This window comes from Priestia sp. FSL R5-0597, from assembly GCF_038006305.1.
Taxonomy (GTDB): Bacteria; Bacillota; Bacilli; order Bacillales; family Bacillaceae_H; genus Priestia; species Priestia zanthoxyli.
Genome location: NZ_JBBOUZ010000001.1, coordinates 2,688,543 through 2,707,339 on the forward strand (window position 1 = coordinate 2,688,543; position 18,797 = coordinate 2,707,339).

An 18,797-nucleotide genomic window follows, 5' to 3' on the forward strand; every position below is an offset into this window, starting at 1 on the left:
GCTACTCCCCTTTGAGCAAAACAGCATTTTTTGTTAACACAATCATAACGTATGTTCCTGATTATCGTCAACTTATATGGAATTAATACACATCTTTTTTGGTAAATACCAGAAACGACACGAGCAGCCCGGCAAGTCCCCAAATGGTTAAAACACCTAAGGAAAATCCTAGTGTCATTCCTTCAGTCGGAGGAGCTGTGCCTTGCAGGTAAGAAGTTAAATTTAAATTGACCATAAACAAGTACTTAGCTGAATTCCACGAAGAAACCATACTGCTTAAAATCGTACCTGCAATCAAACAAGCAAGCATCACCCCCATACCAGCAGCCGTACTTTTAATTAAAACGGACAGCATAAAAGCAAGCGTTCCAACCACCAGGGATACAAACCAAGCAAGGCCAAATTCCATTAAAATATATCTCCACTGCGAAATTAAATGAACGTCCGCTGTATTCAAATCATTGCCCTGCACGCTAAATCCCGTAAGAATAGGCGCTGTCCAGCCTTTAAATCCAAATACAACGCCAGAAATGAGATACGACAAAACGCCAAACATTAAAATTAAAAACGAGACGGACATGACGAGCGTGATGTATTTACTAAGCAGGATTTTCCACCGTTTCACAGGCCTCGTCAACAGTACCTTGATGGATCCCAAGCTGTATTCTGAAGACACTAAATCCGCTGCAATAATCATAATCATTAGCGGCAGCAAAAGCTGAATGGCGTTTTCAATGAACCCTCGCACAAACGTTGGGGCTCCTGGTTCCGAAGGATTAATATCGTTATCTAAGTAATACTGCTGCTGCGCCACGCGAATTTCAAGCTGCTTGCGCCAATCATCTGAAATTTGGCTTCCGCTCAGCCGGTTTTGCGTATCGATAATTTCTTGCTGCAGCGTACTGCGCCAATCGGTCGTTCCTAGCTTTTCTTGAAGGCGCTGCGTTTCGCGAAGCTGAGCATAGGTGAACATGGAAATCAAAACGCCCATAATAAGGGTAACGATTAACAGGCGCTTTTTTCGAACGAGCTTGATCATTTCATTTTGAACCAAACTAATCAATCGATTCGCCTCCTGTCATTTCGATAAATAAATCTTCAAGAGTCGGAAGCTTTCGGTTCATTTCTTTTACCGTTACTCCTGCTTGAATGAGCTGTTTGTTCCACTCTCCCACTTCAGCTTCCTCATAAAACGTCGTGACATATTCTCCCTGCACTTGCACAAAGTCCGTCACTTGTTTTAAGACGTCTATTCCCGCTGGCTGCGGATCTAGCTTCCACAGTAAGCGCTCCTGCTGAGTTAACAGGGTCTTCACCGATTCTGTGTGAATAACTTCTCCTTTTGCAATAATCGCTACTCGGTCACACATCAGCTGAATCTCGCTCAGCAAATGACTCGATACTAAGACGCTTAGACCTTCACTTTCAGCTAAAAAGCGAATAAATTTACGCATGTCCCGAATCCCAGATGGGTCGAGTCCGTTCGTTGGCTCATCTAAAATGAGCACTTTTGGTTTTCCGAGAAGCGCTTGCGCAATTCCTAAACGCTGCCTCATGCCTAACGAATACGTGCGAACTAAGTCGTGGATGCGCTCTTGCAAGCCAACTAATGCCACAACTTCATGAATGCGTTCTTCCGTCATAGAAGGAATCATACGTGAAAAATGCTGCAGATTTTCCCAGCCGCTTAAGTATGGATACAGCTCAGGATTTTCAACAATACAGCCGATATGCTCCATCGCTTTTGTAAACTGCTTCGATACGCTGTATCCACAGATAGAAATGGAACCAGCCGTCGGGCGAATCAAGCCGACAAGCATTCGAATCGTTGTCGTTTTACCGGCTCCATTGGGTCCTAAAAAACCGAACACTTCGCCTCTTTTTAATTCAAAATCAATATTTTTGATGATTTCACGTTTTCCTATTACTTTTCTCAGTCCTTTTACGGAAAGTGTTACTTCACTCATATCATTCCCTCCCTTACCACGTAATAAGCGATGCTACACGTTCTGCGATCAGCTTGTAGCCTTTTGCATTCGGATGAAACTTATCAGTATATAAGTAGTCATCTACCTTTAACTGAAACAAATCAAAAGTCGGAACAAAAACAGTTTGCTTATAATTAGCGCTTAATTCGCTGCTTTTATAATTCCATTCTCGTACAATAGCCGTTGTCGTTTTTGCATCTTGCAGGTTACTAAACGGATTATACAAACCAATTAAAAAAATCGTCGCGTCTTTATTTGCCGAACGGATGCTTTTTAAGATGCTGTCTACGTTTTTTAAATAGTCATTTTCTAGCTTTTGAATATTGTTTTTATTTAAGTTTTGCAGCGTTTGTCCACCTTGAAATAAGTCATTTCCGCCAATCGTAATCAGCACGGTGTCTGCAGACTTAATCTGTCGCTGAATTTGCTGCTGCTTTACTTGACTTGCTAGCTGCGAAGACGTTTGACCTTTTATTCCAAAGTTACTTAAGAGGATTTTTTTCTTCGTTTTTTCTTCAAGATTATCTTTTAAATACCCAACGTATCCTTTCCCCGCTGCGTCTCCTGTTCCTCTTGTCAGTGAATCTCCTAAAGCAACAATCGTATAATTTTTGGTACTTTTGTTACTGCTGCTTGTTTCTTGCTTCGGCTTTGGCATTTCTTTTACAGTAGCTTTTGAGGCGCTAACATAATCATAAATAGACATTCCAAGCCCTGCTGCAAACAGCAGACACGAAATAATTGAAATAAAGGATACGATCCATACCCACTTTCCTTTCGCTTTCACTGGCTGCACTCCTTTTCGTCTTTTTAGTTATCTTTTTTTAGAGCTTCAACTGTTTTTAGTAACGCCGACCAGTCTAAATGACCCCAGCCATTTTCAATTCCTTGTTCATAATGACCTTTCACAAGCTCTCCTAACGGAAGCGGCGCGGACACTTTTTTGGCTGCATCAATAGCCAAGTTTACATCTTTTAATCCAAGCTCCAGCTTAAATCCGGCTGGATCAAAGTCTCTTTTAGCAATTAAATTGCCGTAATTTTTATACACAGGAGATGCAAATAAGCTGTTAACCACTTCAAGAAACTGCTCCGCTTGCATCCCGTACTGCTCTACCATGACTACTGCTTCAGAAACAGCTTCTAACATCGATACTAGTAAAAAATTATTGCCAAGCTTAGCTACATTTGATAAGTAAGGCTCGTCTCCTACAGTAAAAATAGTTTGACCAATCGCTTCAAACAGCGGCCAAACGTGCTCTCTTGGTTCTTTATTACCTGCAACTATTACTTTGAGAGCCGCAGCAGCTGCTGCGTCGGGGCGCCCTAAAACGGTCGCTGCAACAAAATGCTGTCCTGATGCAGCATGTGCGCTTGTTAATTTTTCGGACAAATCTACGCTAATAGTACTCACAGAAACGTGAATACCGCCTTCTTGGAGGCCTGCAAGTATACCGTCTTGTGACATCGTTACTTCTTCTAAAGCCTCGTCATTGGAAAGAATCGTAAAGACAAGATTCGCTTCTTGTGCTGCTTGGGCAGGTGTCTCTACAACCTTTGCTCCTTTTTTCACAAGACTTTCCGCCTTTGAAGCAGTTCGGTTATAAATCACAAGTTCATGACCCGCTTTTATCATATTTTCCGCCATCGGTAATCCCATATTTCCTAAACCAATTAAACCCACTTTCATCTTTACCACTCCATTTCAGCGCTCAGTATGTACATTTATACTTGTTTTCTACCTTTAGAAAAACCATATTTTCATTATTATATAACTACAGTAAAAGCGAATACAAAGAATAGCCTTTCTAAAATGTTCAAAATGTGACATTTTTTAGACGTGTCTTATGAAAAACTTGTCAAAAAAATACGGATAGTTTTTAAATAAAGCGCTTGCAAGCATAGGAAATTTCTGCTAAGATATAAGAGAATTATTTTTGTTCGGTGGGGATGTATGAGTATTGTCACTTTTCGTCTTTAGATTTGAGCAAGAATAGTACCACAATGTGCGAGTCCGCACGAGGAGGCAACAATTATGGAACAAGGTAAAGTAAAATGGTTTAACGCAGAAAAAGGTTTTGGATTCATCGAGCGCGAAGGTGGAGACGATGTATTCGTACACTTCTCAGCAATCCAAAGCGAAGGCTTCAAATCTTTAGACGAAGGTCAAGCTGTAACATTTGACGTAGAACAAGGTCAACGCGGACCTCAAGCTGCTAACGTTCAAAAAGCATAAGAAACACAACATATCAGAAACAGATCCTTTAAGGGATCTGTTTTTTTGTGTACAAACATAAAAAAGCCCTGTTTTTCAACAGGGCCAGTCGGTACAAATACAGAAGTAAAGTTAATGGTACTCTTAGTATAGCACAAGATCATAACAATCTATACGAAATAATAAAATAAAACTTTCATCCAGCACGTTTACCTATGTTTATAGCTATTCCAGACTCTCTAGGGCGCTCGCAAATCGTTTAATTCCTTCTCGAATAACCTCTTCTTCCCCTCTGCCAAACGTAAAGCGAATAGCTCCGCTTTGAGAACTCAGCACGCTTCCTGGGACAAAGGCCACTCCTTTTTTAAGCGATTCTTCCAATAGACGATAGTCATCGACCGGCTGATTCACTTTGCACCATAAGTGAATCCCGCCTTGAGGCGAATCGAAAGATACTTTTGATCCAAGCAATTCGTTCAGACTCGACGACAGGGCATACTCTTGCTTTTTGAGCTCTTGTCTAAGCTTTTCAATATGAGAAGAAAACGTAGGAGAATCTAAGAATTGATAAGCAATCCACTGCGGAAAGATGCTATGACCAAAATCAATTTGCTGCTTAGCGTCTGCCAGGCGCTGAATTACTTGCTCCGGCCCCACTATCCAGCCGATTCGAAGGCCTGATGCAACAATTTTAGAAAGCGAGCTGATATAGAGGACGTTTCCGTTCTCGTCCATCGATTTCAGCGTTTGATGTACATTGCCATCAAATGCCGTGAGTGAATAAGGATCATCTTCAATAAGCGGAATGCCGTATTCTGAAGAAAGCTCTAGAAACCGCTTTCGGCGCGCTTCTGATAACACAATACCGGTCGGATTTTGATAGTACGGATTTAAAAAAACCATTCGAATGCGATGCTTTTTATGTAATTCTACTAAGTCGTCCGGGTTGGCTCCATTTTTATCTACAGGCAGTAAAAACGTTCGTAGACCTGCTGATTGAAAAAGTGGCAGTGAATAGCTATAGGATGGATCTTCAATCGCTACTGCATCCCCTGGTTTTAACAAACACTGCACAATCAAATGAAGTGCTTGCTGTGCACCTGATGTAATTAGAATAGAATTGGAGTCAGTGGAGATTTTCCGGTACTCATAAACATGAGCAGCAATAGCATCACGCAAACGTTCATTGCCGTGGGGATGATCATAGCCTAAATGTTCATTAAAAGGCATGCCCGCTAATATTTGCTGAAAATCTTCGCTTGGAAATAAGCTAGGAGCTAACTCTCCGCTGGCTAAGTTCACAAAATCTGTTCGCAAAGCCTCGCTTCTGATTCGCTGTACGAGCGGTAAATTAGGCAAAAATGAACCGTCTTCTACATATCTCCCCCAGTTTGGAATACGTTTTCGGGAAATTCCCCAGATGCTCGAACTCACTCGCGTGCCGCTTCCTTTTTTACGTTCTACGATTCCAAGTGCCTGCAGCTCTTCATAAGCAGCTACTACCGTGCTTCTGTTCACGTTGAGCTCAGCGGCAAGCGTTCGTTCTGATGGCAGCATAGAATCCGGTGGAAAAGCTCCCGATGAAATACAGCTTTCAATATATTCTGCAATTTGTTTATAAATCGCTTTTTTGCTAGCGCGATCTGGTCTCCAGTTCATGCGGCGTCAGTCCTTACATTTAAACTTTCTTAATTAGTAGTTTATCCTTTATCTCTCTTATCTTAAAGCAGTTTTATAAAAAAAGACCATCCAATTCGGTGTTTTTTTGCTCATCCACTTTATCAAAAATTATAATAGTAGCTATTTTTTATTTTTAGGTATTTTAGTTTACATAATAATTTTATAGTTAATCATATTGAATGAATTTCACCATGAAAAAGAGATTGAGACATAACCACACCAGTCCAATCTGAAGACGAACAAATGGGATACATGAGCTCATATGGGTTGCTTGGTACACCACATTCGATTTCCGTGCAAGACTTCGCTTTCCGCGGGCGGCCGGTGAGCCTCCTCGTCGCATACGCTCCTGCGGGGTCTCACCTATTCCTCTTTTCCCGCAGGAGTCTTCGCCTTGCTCTCCAATCAACTGCTAGAAGCAACGAAATACATGAAAACTACATTCACCATGCCAATAAAAAAAACCCAAACGAAGTTGATTCTCCATCAAGAATCTCGATTCATCGTTCGGATCTTTCTTCAACTAAATTACTTTCGTCACAGCCTATTTTTTTATAAAGGCGGTAAATCTAGCTTGCCTTCTTGAAACAATTCTTTCACCATGTGCTTGGCATACCCTGTTGCTTGCCCAAGCGTTATTTTTGCTGGCATAGGCGCTTCGTTTGCATCAACGATTACATCGATAATACACGGTTTATTCTGTCTAACTGCACTTTCAAAAGCCGGCAACAGCTCGTCTTCCTTTTCTACTCGGTAGCCAACACCTCCGCAGATATCTGCATACCTAGCAAAATTCGGGTTTGTTAAATCTGTCCCAAATTCAGCATTTCCCATTACTTCTTGTTCAAATTTAATCATGCCAATTTTATGATTATTAAATAGCACTACGACTAGCGGAAGATTGTATTTAACAGCTGTAATAAAGTCAGCCATTGTCATCGCAAAGCCGCCGTCTCCACACACCGCAAACACCTGCTTCTCGGGATAAGCAATTTTTCCAGCAATTCCGCCCGGCAGCCCGCATCCGAGAGTGGCTAACCAGCTTGAAATCACAAACTGCTGATTTGTCATCCGAAAATGACGCGCCATCCATACTGTGACGTTTCCTACATCTACAGACAAGACCGCGTTATCATCCGCTACGTGCTGAAGCGCTCGAATCACTCGCTGAGGCTTGATAGGTACACTTTCTTTGGCTTCTTGGTTATCAAGCTGATTCCACCACTTTTTCATACGTTCTTGACTTTGCTCTAAAAACTGGCGATGCTCTGAGCGGCCCACATTTTCTAAAAACCACTGAACCGTTGCTTTCGCTTCTCCTGCAAGCCCCGCATCTACAGGATATCTTTTGCCAATTTGTGCAGGATCAATATCAATATGAATCGTTTTCGCATGGTCTGGCAAAAAGCCTGTAAACGGATAGGACGTCCCAATCATGATGAGCGTATCCGCTTCTTGCATTGCTTCATACGCTGGCTTTGTCCCTATTAATCCAAGTCCTCCGAGACAATATGGATGCTCATCCGGTATTGCTCCTTTTCCAGGAAGCGTAAGAACAATCGGTGCTGCGATTTTTTCTGCAAATGCAAGCAGCTCTTCTCTCATTTCATGTGTGCCTCGACCGGCTAGGATAACCGGACTTTCCGCTTTACCAATCAAATCTTTTGCTTTTTCAAGATCTTCTCTATGGGGAAAAATGTCTTGCTTGACAATGATGCTTGATGTTTCTCGTACTTCTGATCCGACTTCGAAACGAGGAATATCATCGGGAATGGTTAACACAGCCACACCTTTTTTAGCATACGCTGTTCGAATCGCTTGATTAACAACAGTCGGAAGCTGCTCAGCGGACATGACTCGCTGGTTATACACAGCCACATCATCGAACATTCTCTCTAAATTAATTTCTTGAAACGCATCGCTGCCGATGAGATCTGATTCTACTTGCCCCGTAAGTGCTAAAACGGGCGCTTTGTCTAATTTGGCATCATATAAGCCATTTAGTAAATGAATTGCTCCCGGTCCGGCAATAGCCGTACATACACCGATTTTACCCGTTAGCTTCGCATATGCAGCTGCTGCGAGAGCTCCCGCTTCTTCATGCCTTACTTGAATAAATTTAATTTTATCCTGGGCTTTGCGAAGCGGTTCAATAATTGAATTAATGGAGTCTCCTGGCATGCCGTAAATATGATCAACGCCCCATTCAATTAGCAGTTCAATCAGTTTTTCTCCAGCTTTTTGTTTAAACATATGACTACCCCTTTCTTCTTATATATAGAGATAGTGTGACCTGATACGCTCTTTCTTACTTATTTTCAGCCGTATAATTTTCGTTTTCTTTCGTTAAAGGAAGACAACATCTTCGTTAAATTTTCTTCATTCCTTGCAATTATCATTATCTTTTGCTATTCTATAAGAAGAATTATTTTTGTTCGGCAACAATCGATAGGTGAATACTTTCGTCTTAAAGATTTTGATCATGAGCAAGGATAGTAATACAATGTGTGCATAGCACACGAGGAGGCAACATTCATGGAAAAAGGTACAGTAAAATGGTTTAACGCAGAAAAAGGTTTCGGATTTATCGAGCGCGAAAACGGCGACGATGTATTCGTACATTTCTCAGCAATCCAAAGCGAAGGATTCAAATCTTTAGACGAAGGTCAAGCTGTAACATTCGACGTTGAAGAAGGTCAACGCGGACCTCAAGCTGCTAACGTTCAAAAAGCATAAGTAGTAAAAAGACTCTGATTTCAGTCAGAGTCTTTTTTTTATGTAGAGCTACGCATAAATTTTTTTAACATGTAGTTTGTACACGTTATTATAAATAGTAAACTAAAAGAGTCTCTTCATTCCGAAGAGACCTTTTGTGGAAGAAATAGTTGAAGAAATAAAGTGTGGATGTTGCATCGTCCTCATTTTTTAATAATTAGCACCAGCCGCCGCCGAAGCAAGAAGCGCCGATGATGATTAATAAGATGAAAAGTACAATGATTAAAGCGAAACCGCCGCCGCAGCCACCGCCGCCATAACCACAACCGTATCCGTAACCTCCGTAGTATCCCATGTGTTTCACCTCCATTTGCTATACTTTAAGATATGTGGATTTAGTTAAATTGCTCCTAATAATTCCATAGAACTTTTGAAAATGTTTGTCATACACTAAAATACTGAGCTTCTCAAACAAGTTCCACAAAGTGATAAAATATCTGATTTTATGGGCATTTACTCCTCTTTTCTTTATCTTTTAAAAATGTAATCGCTCCCTTTTTCATGAATGTACAATGCGCTGAATACCTTTAGTTATGTACACTCACACAGGAGGGATTCAATATGTTAACACTCGAAATTTCAAAGCAAATCGTTAAAAACGTCTACCCTATTGTCTTATCGAACCGCAGTAAAATCTTTCAAGAGGAAGTGAGCGTCGCCGCCTTGCAAGACTACTTTGGTCTTGATCATGCCTTTAGCGTATATGCAGCTGCCACCATTATTTATCAGCTAGAAGCTGACGGATATGTATCCAAACCTCTGAAACGCAGCGAATACAAGCGAATTTTGCTCAAATAAAAACAAGCATCCTTGCAAGGATGCTTGTCTTATTTATAGCTATACCTGTCGAATAATTGCTCGACTCTTTTGTGATAGTCCGCAAGGTAATCAGAGAGCTCCGTTTTGCTCAAATTATTGGCCTGCTCCTCAAATAGTGACAGCAGCGAAATTTTAATCATTTCCATTTCCGTTTCCGAACGATTTTCATTTCGCAAATCTTTTCTTAAATTCCACAGGCTTTGCTCCATTTCATGCTTTAATTGTTCTAGTGAGTGTGGTTCTGCAGATCCGGCACGAATGTCTTTTTTAAATCCACTCATCTTATCACTCCTCGCATTTGCACCTGCTAGATAGTATCTAATGTATACTATACCATAAATAACTATACGAGGCTTAAGCATGCATTTTAAGCAGTTGGTCACAAAATAAAAAACATCTCTTTGGATGTCTTTACGTTACTTTTTATCTCACTTCGTCTTCTTCACCTTTTACATATTTAAAAAATGAATCAATCATTTCATTTAAAAAATCATTTCGATCTTCAAAATTCATAATTTCTAAAAACTCCACAATATCCTTATCTAAGCTAATAGAAGCGGGAACATAAGCAGCTGCTTCCCTTCTTTGCGGGAATGGAATCACATTATCTTTCTTCTTCATAAAACACCGTCCTTTTTCTGTGCTTTACTAGTGTAAGCTTTCAAGGAACGATTTGCAAGTCCCTCTGATGTAAAATTTTATATAAACATTCTTCTGAAAAGACAGAGTATATCTTTAGCTACTCAAGCAAGCTCATTTGACCTTAGCCTTTTTCGTGTTCTGGCGTCATATTAATAATTCGCCGCTGTTTTCTCTTTTCCTTTTGGCATCTTTTAGCAAATTTAAACACAAATAGTTTAAAAGAGGTTTTTATTTCCTTCTTATAGGTTAAAGAAAGGAAACAACATTTTTATATGGAGGGGTTACAAATGATTGCATTAACTGGAAAAGTTGCGCTTGTGACGGGAGCGGCATCTGGAATTGGACGCGCTTCAGCCATTACCTTAGCTGAACAAGGAGCGCGCGTTGCTCTTTTAGACTTAGAGGAAGAAAAGTTACAAGAAGTAAAAGAGACCATCATGGCGAGCGGCGGAGAGTGTATAGCCATTAAAACAGACGTATCTGACTCTGAAAGTATAAAAGAAAGCATCGAAACGATTAGCAGCTTATGGAGTCAATTACATATTGTTTCTATTAACGCAGGCATCAACGGTACGTTTTCTTCTATTGAAGAACTATCACCAGAAGATTGGACAAAAACAATTGATACAAATTTAACGAGTACTTTTTTAACCGTGAAGCATTCTATTCCTTATTTGAAAGCTCAGGGAGGAAGCGTTATTATTACTAGCTCCATTAATGGCAACCGTACATTTTCAAACATCGGCATGAGCGCATACAGTTCCTCAAAGGCTGGCCAAATGGCCTTCGGCAAAATGGCAGCTCTTGAACTTTCTACATACGGAATACGGGTTAACGTCATTTGTCCAGGAGCAGTTGATACAAATATTGAAAGCAATACATTCCGTCAAGAAGACAAATTAAAAGAAGTCGCGATTCCAATTGAATATCCAAATGGCAATCAACCGCTTGCTAAACGCTCGGCTAAGCCCGAAGAAGTAGCAGATTTAATTTCCTTTTTAGCTTCTGACGCGTCCAAACATATTACCGGAAGTGAAATGTTTATTGACGGCGGAGAATCGCTGCTGTAACGTACAAGCCCCTGCATTATCTGCCAGGGGCTTGTTTTTTGCTTTTATGAACAACGTCTACTCCACCCGAAGCGGATATAATACTGCCTGTAATCATATCTGAGTTTTCATCACAAAGAAACTCAATAATACGCGCAATGTCTTCTCCCGTACCTGATCGACCGACAGGCGTTGCTTTGTCTTCTAGTAATCTTGCTTTTATAATATCACTTTCTTTCATGTCTCCTACAATATCTCCGGGGCAGACCATATTGGCCGTAATCCCGTATTCCGCTACTTCTAGAGCAAGCGATTTGGTCAGAGAAGCTAGCCCTGACTTAGCGGCACTAAAAGCCGCGCGGTACATCCATCCAGGGGTATGCTCTACATCTTGAAAGCCGTATGTAATAATCCGTCCAAACTGCTGGTTTTTCATAATAGGAACAACAGCTTTGACAAAGTGAAAAACAGAGCTTAAATTCCCTTCCACCATTTCATACCATTCACTGTCTGTGTACTCTATTAATTTCTTTCTTTCAAATACATACGGACCTGCATTATTAATAAAAACATCAATACGTCCAAACCGCTCCATAGCCTGCGCAACGACATGTTCAATATCTTCTTTATTTGTTATGTCTCCTTCTATAAACTGTACGTTATCACTATATTGATGCCATTCTTCTTGCAGTTCTCGCACTTTATTTTTATCACTGCGAAAATGGACGGTAACGGAATACTGCTTTTTTAGAAACTGTTCTGTTACTTTTTTGCCGATACCTTTATGACCTGCTGTAATTAATGCATGTTTCATCGACCTTCACCTCTTTTACTCTACTTCTCTACTATATATATTAGACAGCTTCTTGATTTCTCCTTTACTAACGGAAAAAAGCCCTTGACGAAAGGGCTTTTCTTTTACGGTCTTAACAAAATTTTACCTGTACTTTTTCGGCTTTCAAGAAGCTCATGTGCTTTCGCTCCGTCTTTTAAGTCAAATACCACAGGATCGGTTAGCACAAGCTGACCTTTACTGATCCACTCAAACAGCTGCTGTGAGCGTACTTTGCGTTCTTCATAAGATACAAGTACGTTCCACAGATCTCCGCCTGTAAGCGTTTTAGAGGTATCCATCAACATACGCGGATCCACTGGAGCCGGATCGCCTCCTGCCATTCCGTAAAACACTACGGTTCCTCCTGTTTTTACGGCTTCAAAGCTTTTTTCTAGCGTAACCCCTACAGATTCGTAGGCAACATCTGCGCCTCGCTTCGTTACTTCTTTCACTTGTTCCACCCAGTTATCTTCGTATAAAAAGACATGGTCAGCCCCTGCTTGAGCCGCTGCTTTTGCTTTTTCAGAAGATGACGTTAAGCCAATAACCTGTCCGCCTAACAGCTTAGAAATTTGAACTAAAAGCTGCCCTACACCTCCAGCAGCTGCGTGAACAAGTACATAATCACCCGGCTGAATGCTGTAGCTGTCTTGTGTTAAATAGTGAGCCGTTAACCCTTGCAAAAGCACAGAAGCAGCTGCATCAAACGAAATATCGTCAGGTACAGCAATTATTTTATCCTGTGGCACGGCAACAAGCTCTGCATTTGCAAAAGGAACGTCAGCAAACGCAATGCGGTCTCCTACGTTAACGTGACTTACTTCTGCTCCTACTTCTTCTACCACACCTGCTCCTTCATATCCTAAAATATATGGAGGTGTACCCGTTAAGTGATAGTTCCCTTTTCTTCGGTAAACATCCGCAAAATTAAGTCCAATTGCTTTTGTTCTTACTAGTACATCTGTTGGTCCAATAGAGGGATTCGGTATATCTTGATAGTGAAGAACGTCAGGTCCTCCAAATCTTTCAAATACTAATGCTTTCATATATAAGTTACCTCGTTTTCTTTATGTATTCCCTTTCATCGTAATTCAACGAGATAACAAACACAAGTTTCTTACTCAGCAAAAAACGCTTTGTCTCCTCATGAGACAAAGCGTTCTTTTACTTTGTTTGCGCTACAACTTCTCGCATTGTTCCATTTTTTTGATAAGACGTATGAAAAGAAAAGGCTTTTTCAAGAACGTGCGGTGTTTGGCCGCCTCGCGTGAGCGCTTCTTCGTAATACGCCATAAGCTGATCGCGATACATTGGGTGGGCACAATTTTCAATAATGCGTTTTGCTCGTTCTCTTGGAGCGAGTCCGCGTAAGTCTGCGTATCCTTGCTCTGTTACAATGACATCCACATCGTGTTCCGTATGATCAACGTGCGAAACAAACGGCACTATGCTTGAAATATCACCGTTTTTAGCAATGGATTTTGTTACAAAAATACCAAGGCGCGCATTTCGGGCAAAATCTCCTGAGCCTCCGATTCCGTTCATCATTTTTGTTCCCATCACATGTGTGGAATTGACGTTTCCGTAAATATCTAGTTCTAGCGCGGTATTAATTGAAATCAGCCCTAAACGACGAATGATCTCGGGATGGTTGGAAATTTCCTGCGGACGAAGAATAAGTTTACCTCGATAGGCTTCAAAATTCGAGAAAACTTGTTTCATTTTATCTGCTGAAAGCGTAATTGAGCAGCAGGAAGCAAACGTAACTTTTCCTGCGTCAAATAAATCAAACACGGCGTCCTGCAATACTTCGGAATATACTTCTAAATCATGAAACTCAGAATCTAACAAACCGTGGAAAACGGCATTTGCCACGGATCCAATTCCAGATTGTAAAGGAGCAAGCGATTCAGTTAATCGCCCTTCTTTAATTTCTTGGCGTAAAAATGAAATCAAATTTTGAGCCATCACAACCGTTTCTTCGTCAGGTGCTACAATTGTAGACGGTGAATCTAGCTGATTTGTAAACACAATACCCTTTACTTTATCTAAATCAATTGGTATGCCTAACGAACCAATACGATCATCGGATTTTTTCAAAGGAATTGCATCTCGCTTTCCTTGAGCGCCCGGATCATACAGATCGTGAATACCTTCTAACAGCTCTGGCTGCGCTGTGTTTATTTCAATAATAATTGATTTTGCATGCTCGGCAAACACCATTGAATTGCCGATTGACGTTGTTGGAATCATCATTCCGTCATCTGTGATAGAAACCGCTTCCAAAATAGCGAAATCTATTGAATCTAACACGCCTGAACGCACCCATTCAGAAGTATGCGATAAATGCTGGTCAATAAACTGAAATTCACCTTCATTAATTTTTTTACGCATCGTCGGATCCGCTTGAAACGGCAGGCGTTTGTTTAACATGCCTTTTTCTGCAAATAGCTTATCCACATCTGACCCAAGTGAAGCACCGGTATACACGCTGACTTTTATTGCCTCAGTTTCCGCTCGTTTCGCTAGCGCAAACGGCACAGCTTTGACATCGCCCGCACGTGTAAAACCGCTTAGACCAAGCGTCATTCCATCTTGAATCCAAGACGCTGCTTCTTCAGCAGAGACAACGCGATTCTGTAATGCTTCATGCTTAATTCGATTACGTACGTTTTCCATTCTCTTCACTCCTTGTTTTTGCTCTTTTTACCATTTTACTGTAAAGAAAGCGTCCACAAGAGTTTTTGGAATGAAATGGACAAAAATAGCGACAAAACAGCATATTTGATGATAATGAAGCTAAATGACGGTTAAAACCCAAGCAGCTTTCGAAAATAACTGGCGTACGACTGACTGACCGGAATTTTTTCTCCATTGTTCATCACTAATAAAAAAGTCGAATGTGTATCAGGGTAAATTTCTTGAATTTGTGTCACATTGACGATAAAGGAACGATGACAGCGCACAAACTCTTCTTTTGGAAGCACATAATCAAATTCATTTAACGTGTATTTATGCGTACCCGTATACTTCTGTGCGTACACATAGGTTTTTCGGTCACGCGCTTCTACGTAGATGATTTTTGAGAAAGGAACCGGTATCCATCCTTCGTTCACCTTTAACGTCACAACTGACTTTCCGCTCGTTAACGCAGGAAAAATCGCCGTTACGCATCCTTGAACATCTCCTTCATCTAAAAAAGGCACGGCCATGCCGTAGTAAGGTGTGCCGAACACGTCTCGGTGAATAAATTCCGATACTTTTTGCTTTCGTTCTAATGCTTTATATGTAATCGTTCCTTTTTTTATTTGATCTCCAGGGCTGATTTTCAAATTAATTCGTTTGCTTGCTCGGTAATACACGTACGTTTCTAGATCTGAAACGGCAATCGACGCTTCATCGGAGAACAATTCACTGATAACATCTAGTAGGGCTGAGGCTTTAAATGGTTTCATGGTTTCACCTTCTTTTGTCTAGTTAAACACGTTGCTTCTTTATTGTAGCGCAAAAGCAAAAGCGATTGGGAGACAAGCATGGAATTTATCCTTTTAACTGCATAAAATTTCTATTTTTTCACAACATAAAACAATGAAATGAAGGAAGGGTGAAATGTATGGGCTATGCTGAATCGACGTTTCGAATCGCCTGTTCATTTTTTGTGTTGCTTCTTTTAACGCGGCTCATGGGAAAAACAGAAATCAGCCAGTTAAATGTATTTACATTTATTACGGCGATTACGATTGGTAATATTGCTTCTTCCCTTTCCACTGATAAGCGAGTAGAGATTGATAAAGGAGTTTATTCACTGCTAGGATGGACATTTTTAACAATCGCTATGGGCTATATTGGAATGAAATCGAAAAAAGCACGGCATCTTATTACCGGTGAGCCTAAAATTGTGATTAAGCAAGGAAAAGTGATGGAAAAGGCGTTAAAACAAGTGCGGCTAGATATTGAATCTCTTTTAGGCATGCTAAGGCAGCAAAACGTATTTTCCATAAAAGATGTCGAATACGCCATATTAGAAATCAATGGAAATCTTTCCGTTATGCAAAAACAAGATAAAAAGCCAAACGCGTGGTCAAAAACGCTTTTATTTCCCACTTCAGCCGGCGTTATTTACGACGGAAAAGCGAATGAAGATGCGTTGAAGGACCTGCACGTAGATCATAACTGGCTGCATAAGCAGCTCGAAAAAGCCGGAGTCAAATCAATTGATGACGTCTTTTATGCTGAGGTTCAGTCGGACGGATCGCTTTATATTGACTATAAAAAAGATAAATTTAACTCATAAAAAAAATCCGTACCATATAAGGCACGGATTTTTTATTAGCTTGCTTTTTTTACACGATTTGTAATGGTATCTTCTTTTGGTGATGTTTTGCGAATAAAGAAGGCTAAAACAAACGCGATCACACTTAAAATCGTTGCGATCATAAACGCATCGTTAATACCCATTGCTGTACCTTGATTCACAGCTTCAGCCATACTGCCTTTATCTGTCGGCAAAATTTGCTGATTCGTTACGATGTTTTTCACGTGTTTTTCACCTTGATTCATCATAATGGATACAAAGAACGCCATTCCTACAGCTCCGGCAACCATTCGAAGCGTATTAACCATCGCGGTACCGTATTTATTTAAGCTAAGCGCAAGCTCATTTAATCCAGCTGTAAAGATCGGCATCATAAGCAGTGACATCCCAAACATACGAACAGTATAGACAATCATGACATACATAAATGTTGTGGTTGTTTCAAGCTTTGTTAATTCATATGTTGTCACAACGGTAATTGCTAAACCAATAACAGCAAGCCATCTTGCGCCGAACTTATCAAACAGCCTTCCTGTAATCGGAGACATAATCCCCATTACAATTCCCCCAGGAAGTAGCAGCAATCCTGAAAGAAACGGTGAAAAGCCGCGTACGTTTTGCATATAAATCGGCATTAAAATCATACCTGAAAACATTGCCATTGTCACAATCACGTTAATGATTGTTGTCAGCGTGAACATACGGTAACGGAAAATACGGAATTCAAGAAGCGGCTGATCGATTTTTAACTGACGGAAAATAAAGAACAGAATTGAAATACCGCCTACAATGAACATGGCTAATACCTCAGTGCTGGTCCAGCCCTTTGTACCGCCCGTAGCGAACGCATACAGTAAGCCGCCAAATCCAATTGTTGATAAAATAACGCCAAGCACGTCTAGCTTAGGTCGGCTTGTTTCCGTTACGTTTTTCACTAAAATAATAGCCGCAATTACGTTGATAAGTGCAATTGGAAACATCATAAAGAATAAAACACGCCATGAGTAGTGCTCAACGATTAAACCAGAAAGTGTCGGCCCTACTGCCGGCGCGAAGTTCATCGCTACTCCAAAAATCCCCATCGCAAAACCGCGTCGGTCAGGCGGGAATAATGTGAAAATAACGTTTGTAATTAACGGAAATAAAATTCCTGCTCCTGCAGCTTGCACGACGCGTCCCACTAAAATAACAGAAAATGTCGGTGCGATACCGCAAAGGAGTGTTCCTACTGTAAACAGACCCATTGCTGTAATATACAGCTGCCTTGTCGTAAATCGATTCATTAAAAATGCTGTAATTGGAATAACAATTCCGTTTACTAACATAAAGATGGTTGTTAACCAGTTCCCCGTAGCCGCCGTTACATGGAAATGATCCATCATTTGCGGAAGCGCAATGTTAATTAGCGTTTGATTTAAAAAAGCGACGAGCGCTCCCATTATCATTACGCCAAAAATAGACCGAGTTCGCGCTTGATCGGACTGTTGTGTTTGTGTATTCATTTTAACAAGACCTTTCCCTTTTAAAATTATCTGTATGTAAATCTTCAGATGACAAACAGGTTAAGAATATAGTTTATGTGTTCATTCTATTAATTTATGTCACGAATATTTAATGAACTTAATTATATACCGGATAAATATATCCGTTTCCGAAATATTTGTCAACAAATATGATCATTTTCGTAAAACTTTTCCATCAGTATATATAAAGTAGGATGCCCTTTAATGAAGAAAAAAATGAGAGCCTTTCAACGAAGGCTCTCATTTCTTTAAGGAATACTTATTTTAAGATTTGAACTTTTACTGTTTTTCTTCCCCATTTTAACGCTTCTTTTTGAGAAGGAAGAAGAACATCAATTTTATTTCCTTTAATCGCACCGCCTGTATCAGCTGCGATTGCCGTGCCATAACCTTCTACGTATACTTTTGAACCAAGCTTAATCACTTTTGGATCGACAGAAATCACTTTTTGATTTGGATTCTTTTTCAAATCGATTCCAATCGCCGTTTTTCCGCTGCAGCCTTTGCAGTTCGCTGTGTACGCTGTTGCTGTTACTTTAAATTCTTTCACAACGTTTGAAGACTTCGCAGGCGCTGCTTTAGCAGGCGTGCTTGATTTTACTTGAGATACTTTTAATACTTGTTTCGGATGAATGCTGTCTGACTTTAAGTTATTCCACTGTTTCAGCTGACTAACCGATACTTTGTATGTCTTTGCAATTTTGTATAGCGAATCTCCGCTTTTTACTGTATATGTATTTGTTGCAGCTGATGCACCACTTGCCACTCCGAACAGTGACATTAGAACTAAACTGAACGTAATCATTGTCTTTTTCATGTAATTGATTTCCCCTTTATCTACCAATACATAAAAAATAACACATGAATATTACAGTTATATTTCAATAACATGTCAATAGTTTGATAGTTTAGTTACAGTAAAAATAAATATTCTTCCTTTTAAACTAGTAAATTAAT

General features: G+C 40.3%; 21 protein-coding genes. 5 read left to right on the plus strand and 16 right to left on the minus strand.

Features of this window, described 5'->3' with window-relative positions; translation table 11 throughout:
- Window positions 1-82: 82 nt before the first annotated feature.
- The 4 genes from MKX72_RS13720 to MKX72_RS13735 are packed head-to-tail and all read right to left on the minus strand — an operon-like array spanning window position 83 to window position 3,677.
- Window positions 83-1,063 (minus strand): ABC transporter permease, encoded by a 981-nt coding sequence (locus MKX72_RS13720; RefSeq protein ID WP_014459751.1) that lies wholly within the window; start codon window positions 1,061-1,063, stop codon window positions 83-85.
- Window positions 1,056-1,967 carry an ABC transporter ATP-binding protein gene (locus MKX72_RS13725; protein WP_014459750.1) on the minus strand — a complete coding sequence of 304 codons (912 nt, stop codon included), beginning with the start codon at window positions 1,965-1,967 and terminating at the stop codon, window positions 1,056-1,058. The genes MKX72_RS13720 and MKX72_RS13725 overlap by 8 nt, the downstream gene beginning before the upstream one ends.
- 13 nt (window positions 1,968-1,980) lie before the next feature.
- On the minus strand, window positions 1,981-2,775 hold the full coding sequence (locus tag MKX72_RS13730) for a GDSL-type esterase/lipase family protein (protein WP_033579231.1): 795 nt from the start codon (window positions 2,773-2,775) through the stop codon (window positions 1,981-1,983).
- 23 nt (window positions 2,776-2,798) lie between these two features.
- Entirely contained in the window at window positions 2,799-3,677 is an 879-nt protein-coding gene (locus MKX72_RS13735) for an NAD(P)-dependent oxidoreductase (RefSeq protein ID WP_098627197.1), read from the minus strand.
- Window positions 3,678-4,022: 345 nt separating this feature from the next.
- Here MKX72_RS13735 and MKX72_RS13740 point away from each other — a divergent pair, with 345 nt between their 5' ends.
- Window positions 4,023-4,223, plus strand: coding sequence for a cold-shock protein (locus MKX72_RS13740; protein ID WP_013057405.1), 201 nt, complete (start codon window positions 4,023-4,025; stop codon window positions 4,221-4,223).
- 204 nt (window positions 4,224-4,427) lie between these two features.
- Here the strand turns inward: MKX72_RS13740 and pdxR are convergent, their stop codons facing one another.
- From pdxR to MKX72_RS13755, 3 genes are all read right to left on the minus strand, one after another.
- Window positions 4,428-5,861, minus strand: a complete 1,434-nt coding sequence (pdxR, locus tag MKX72_RS13745) for a MocR-like pyridoxine biosynthesis transcription factor PdxR (RefSeq protein WP_033579233.1) — start codon at window positions 5,859-5,861, stop codon at window positions 4,428-4,430.
- A 187-nt stretch (window positions 5,862-6,048) separates the two neighbouring features.
- Window positions 6,049-6,291: a hypothetical protein gene (locus MKX72_RS13750; RefSeq protein WP_081356397.1), complete on the minus strand. Its 243-nt coding sequence runs from the start codon at window positions 6,289-6,291 to the stop codon at window positions 6,049-6,051.
- A gap of 143 nt (window positions 6,292-6,434) precedes the next feature.
- Window positions 6,435-8,135, minus strand: a complete 1,701-nt coding sequence (locus MKX72_RS13755) for a pyruvate oxidase (protein ID WP_033579234.1) — start codon at window positions 8,133-8,135, stop codon at window positions 6,435-6,437.
- 282 nt (window positions 8,136-8,417) lie between these two features.
- Here MKX72_RS13755 and MKX72_RS13760 point away from each other — a divergent pair, with 282 nt between their 5' ends.
- Entirely contained in the window at window positions 8,418-8,618 is a 201-nt protein-coding gene (locus tag MKX72_RS13760; protein ID WP_013057408.1) for a cold-shock protein, read from the plus strand.
- A 196-nt stretch (window positions 8,619-8,814) separates the two neighbouring features.
- Here the strand turns inward: MKX72_RS13760 and yjcZ are convergent, their stop codons facing one another.
- A complete protein-coding gene (gene yjcZ, locus MKX72_RS13765; protein ID WP_013057409.1) occupies window positions 8,815-8,952 on the minus strand; it encodes a sporulation protein YjcZ in 138 nt (45 codons plus the stop codon).
- Window positions 8,953-9,218: 266 nt separating this feature from the next.
- Between yjcZ and MKX72_RS13770 the strand changes: the two genes are divergently transcribed.
- On the plus strand, window positions 9,219-9,455 hold the full coding sequence (locus MKX72_RS13770; RefSeq protein ID WP_014459745.1) for a hypothetical protein: 237 nt from the start codon (window positions 9,219-9,221) through the stop codon (window positions 9,453-9,455).
- Window positions 9,456-9,484: 29 nt separating this feature from the next.
- On the opposite strand, the gene MKX72_RS13775 is transcribed toward MKX72_RS13770, so the two are convergent.
- Window positions 9,485-9,757, minus strand: coding sequence for a hypothetical protein (locus MKX72_RS13775; RefSeq protein ID WP_155008037.1), 273 nt, complete (start codon window positions 9,755-9,757; stop codon window positions 9,485-9,487).
- Between the two features lie 142 nt (window positions 9,758-9,899).
- The gene (locus MKX72_RS13780) at window positions 9,900-10,097 is read right to left on the minus strand and encodes a hypothetical protein (RefSeq protein ID WP_014459743.1); all 198 of its coding nucleotides are present in this window, start codon (window positions 10,095-10,097) and stop codon (window positions 9,900-9,902) included.
- 308 nt (window positions 10,098-10,405) lie between these two features.
- On the opposite strand from MKX72_RS13780, the gene MKX72_RS13785 reads away from it, so the two are divergent.
- Window positions 10,406-11,188 carry an SDR family oxidoreductase gene (locus MKX72_RS13785; protein ID WP_048019146.1) on the plus strand — a complete coding sequence of 261 codons (783 nt, stop codon included), beginning with the start codon at window positions 10,406-10,408 and terminating at the stop codon, window positions 11,186-11,188.
- Between the two features lie 16 nt (window positions 11,189-11,204).
- Here MKX72_RS13785 and MKX72_RS13790 read toward each other — a convergent pair whose 3' ends face one another.
- The 4 genes from MKX72_RS13790 to MKX72_RS13805 form a co-directional block, all read right to left on the minus strand.
- A complete protein-coding gene (locus tag MKX72_RS13790) occupies window positions 11,205-11,981 on the minus strand; it encodes an SDR family oxidoreductase (RefSeq protein WP_155008036.1) in 777 nt (258 codons plus the stop codon).
- A gap of 104 nt (window positions 11,982-12,085) precedes the next feature.
- The gene (locus MKX72_RS13795) at window positions 12,086-13,048 is read right to left on the minus strand and encodes a quinone oxidoreductase family protein (RefSeq protein ID WP_155008035.1); all 963 of its coding nucleotides are present in this window, start codon (window positions 13,046-13,048) and stop codon (window positions 12,086-12,088) included.
- A 118-nt stretch (window positions 13,049-13,166) separates the two neighbouring features.
- Window positions 13,167-14,681: an acetyl-CoA hydrolase/transferase family protein gene (locus tag MKX72_RS13800; RefSeq protein ID WP_033579242.1), complete on the minus strand. Its 1,515-nt coding sequence runs from the start codon at window positions 14,679-14,681 to the stop codon at window positions 13,167-13,169.
- A gap of 131 nt (window positions 14,682-14,812) precedes the next feature.
- Window positions 14,813-15,457, minus strand: coding sequence for a LytTR family DNA-binding domain-containing protein (locus MKX72_RS13805; RefSeq protein WP_014459738.1), 645 nt, complete (start codon window positions 15,455-15,457; stop codon window positions 14,813-14,815).
- A 158-nt stretch (window positions 15,458-15,615) separates the two neighbouring features.
- On the opposite strand from MKX72_RS13805, the gene MKX72_RS13810 reads away from it, so the two are divergent.
- Window positions 15,616-16,296: a DUF421 domain-containing protein gene (locus tag MKX72_RS13810; RefSeq protein WP_155008034.1), complete on the plus strand. Its 681-nt coding sequence runs from the start codon at window positions 15,616-15,618 to the stop codon at window positions 16,294-16,296.
- A gap of 35 nt (window positions 16,297-16,331) precedes the next feature.
- Here the strand turns inward: MKX72_RS13810 and MKX72_RS13815 are convergent, their stop codons facing one another.
- Complete coding sequence (locus MKX72_RS13815) at window positions 16,332-17,819, minus strand: DHA2 family efflux MFS transporter permease subunit (protein WP_028413037.1); 1,488 nt, start codon at window positions 17,817-17,819, stop codon at window positions 16,332-16,334.
- A gap of 280 nt (window positions 17,820-18,099) precedes the next feature.
- On the minus strand, window positions 18,100-18,657 hold the full coding sequence (locus tag MKX72_RS13820; protein WP_014459735.1) for a 3D domain-containing protein: 558 nt from the start codon (window positions 18,655-18,657) through the stop codon (window positions 18,100-18,102).
- Between the last annotated feature and the right edge of the window lie 140 nt (window positions 18,658-18,797).

Bases quoted from the DNA above. Each gene is read 5' to 3' on its own strand.
- MKX72_RS13740 (WP_013057405.1), top strand. From the start codon at position 4,023: ATGGAACAAGGTAAAGTAAAATGGTTTAACGCAGAAAAAGGTTTTGGA.
- MKX72_RS13820 (WP_014459735.1), bottom strand. From the start codon at position 18,657: ATGAAAAAGACAATGATTACGTTCAGTTTAGTTCTAATGTCACTGTTC.
- MKX72_RS13780 (WP_014459743.1), bottom strand. From the start codon at position 10,097: ATGAAGAAGAAAGATAATGTGATTCCATTCCCGCAAAGAAGGGAAGCA.
- MKX72_RS13725 (WP_014459750.1), bottom strand. From the start codon at position 1,967: ATGAGTGAAGTAACACTTTCCGTAAAAGGACTGAGAAAAGTAATAGGA.
- MKX72_RS13770 (WP_014459745.1), top strand. From the start codon at position 9,219: ATGTTAACACTCGAAATTTCAAAGCAAATCGTTAAAAACGTCTACCCT.
- MKX72_RS13815 (WP_028413037.1), bottom strand. From the start codon at position 17,819: ATGAATACACAAACACAACAGTCCGATCAAGCGCGAACTCGGTCTATT.
- MKX72_RS13775 (WP_155008037.1), bottom strand. From the start codon at position 9,757: ATGAGTGGATTTAAAAAAGACATTCGTGCCGGATCTGCAGAACCACAC.
- MKX72_RS13805 (WP_014459738.1), bottom strand. From the start codon at position 15,457: ATGAAACCATTTAAAGCCTCAGCCCTACTAGATGTTATCAGTGAATTG.
- MKX72_RS13755 (WP_033579234.1), bottom strand. From the start codon at position 8,135: ATGTTTAAACAAAAAGCTGGAGAAAAACTGATTGAACTGCTAATTGAA.
- pdxR (WP_033579233.1), bottom strand. From the start codon at position 5,861: ATGAACTGGAGACCAGATCGCGCTAGCAAAAAAGCGATTTATAAACAA.
- MKX72_RS13810 (WP_155008034.1), top strand. From the start codon at position 15,616: ATGGGCTATGCTGAATCGACGTTTCGAATCGCCTGTTCATTTTTTGTG.
- MKX72_RS13795 (WP_155008035.1), bottom strand. From the start codon at position 13,048: ATGAAAGCATTAGTATTTGAAAGATTTGGAGGACCTGACGTTCTTCAC.
- yjcZ (WP_013057409.1), bottom strand. From the start codon at position 8,952: ATGGGATACTACGGAGGTTACGGATACGGTTGTGGTTATGGCGGCGGT.
- MKX72_RS13800 (WP_033579242.1), bottom strand. From the start codon at position 14,681: ATGGAAAACGTACGTAATCGAATTAAGCATGAAGCATTACAGAATCGC.
- MKX72_RS13760 (WP_013057408.1), top strand. From the start codon at position 8,418: ATGGAAAAAGGTACAGTAAAATGGTTTAACGCAGAAAAAGGTTTCGGA.
- MKX72_RS13735 (WP_098627197.1), bottom strand. From the start codon at position 3,677: ATGAAAGTGGGTTTAATTGGTTTAGGAAATATGGGATTACCGATGGCG.
- MKX72_RS13790 (WP_155008036.1), bottom strand. From the start codon at position 11,981: ATGAAACATGCATTAATTACAGCAGGTCATAAAGGTATCGGCAAAAAA.
- MKX72_RS13785 (WP_048019146.1), top strand. From the start codon at position 10,406: ATGATTGCATTAACTGGAAAAGTTGCGCTTGTGACGGGAGCGGCATCT.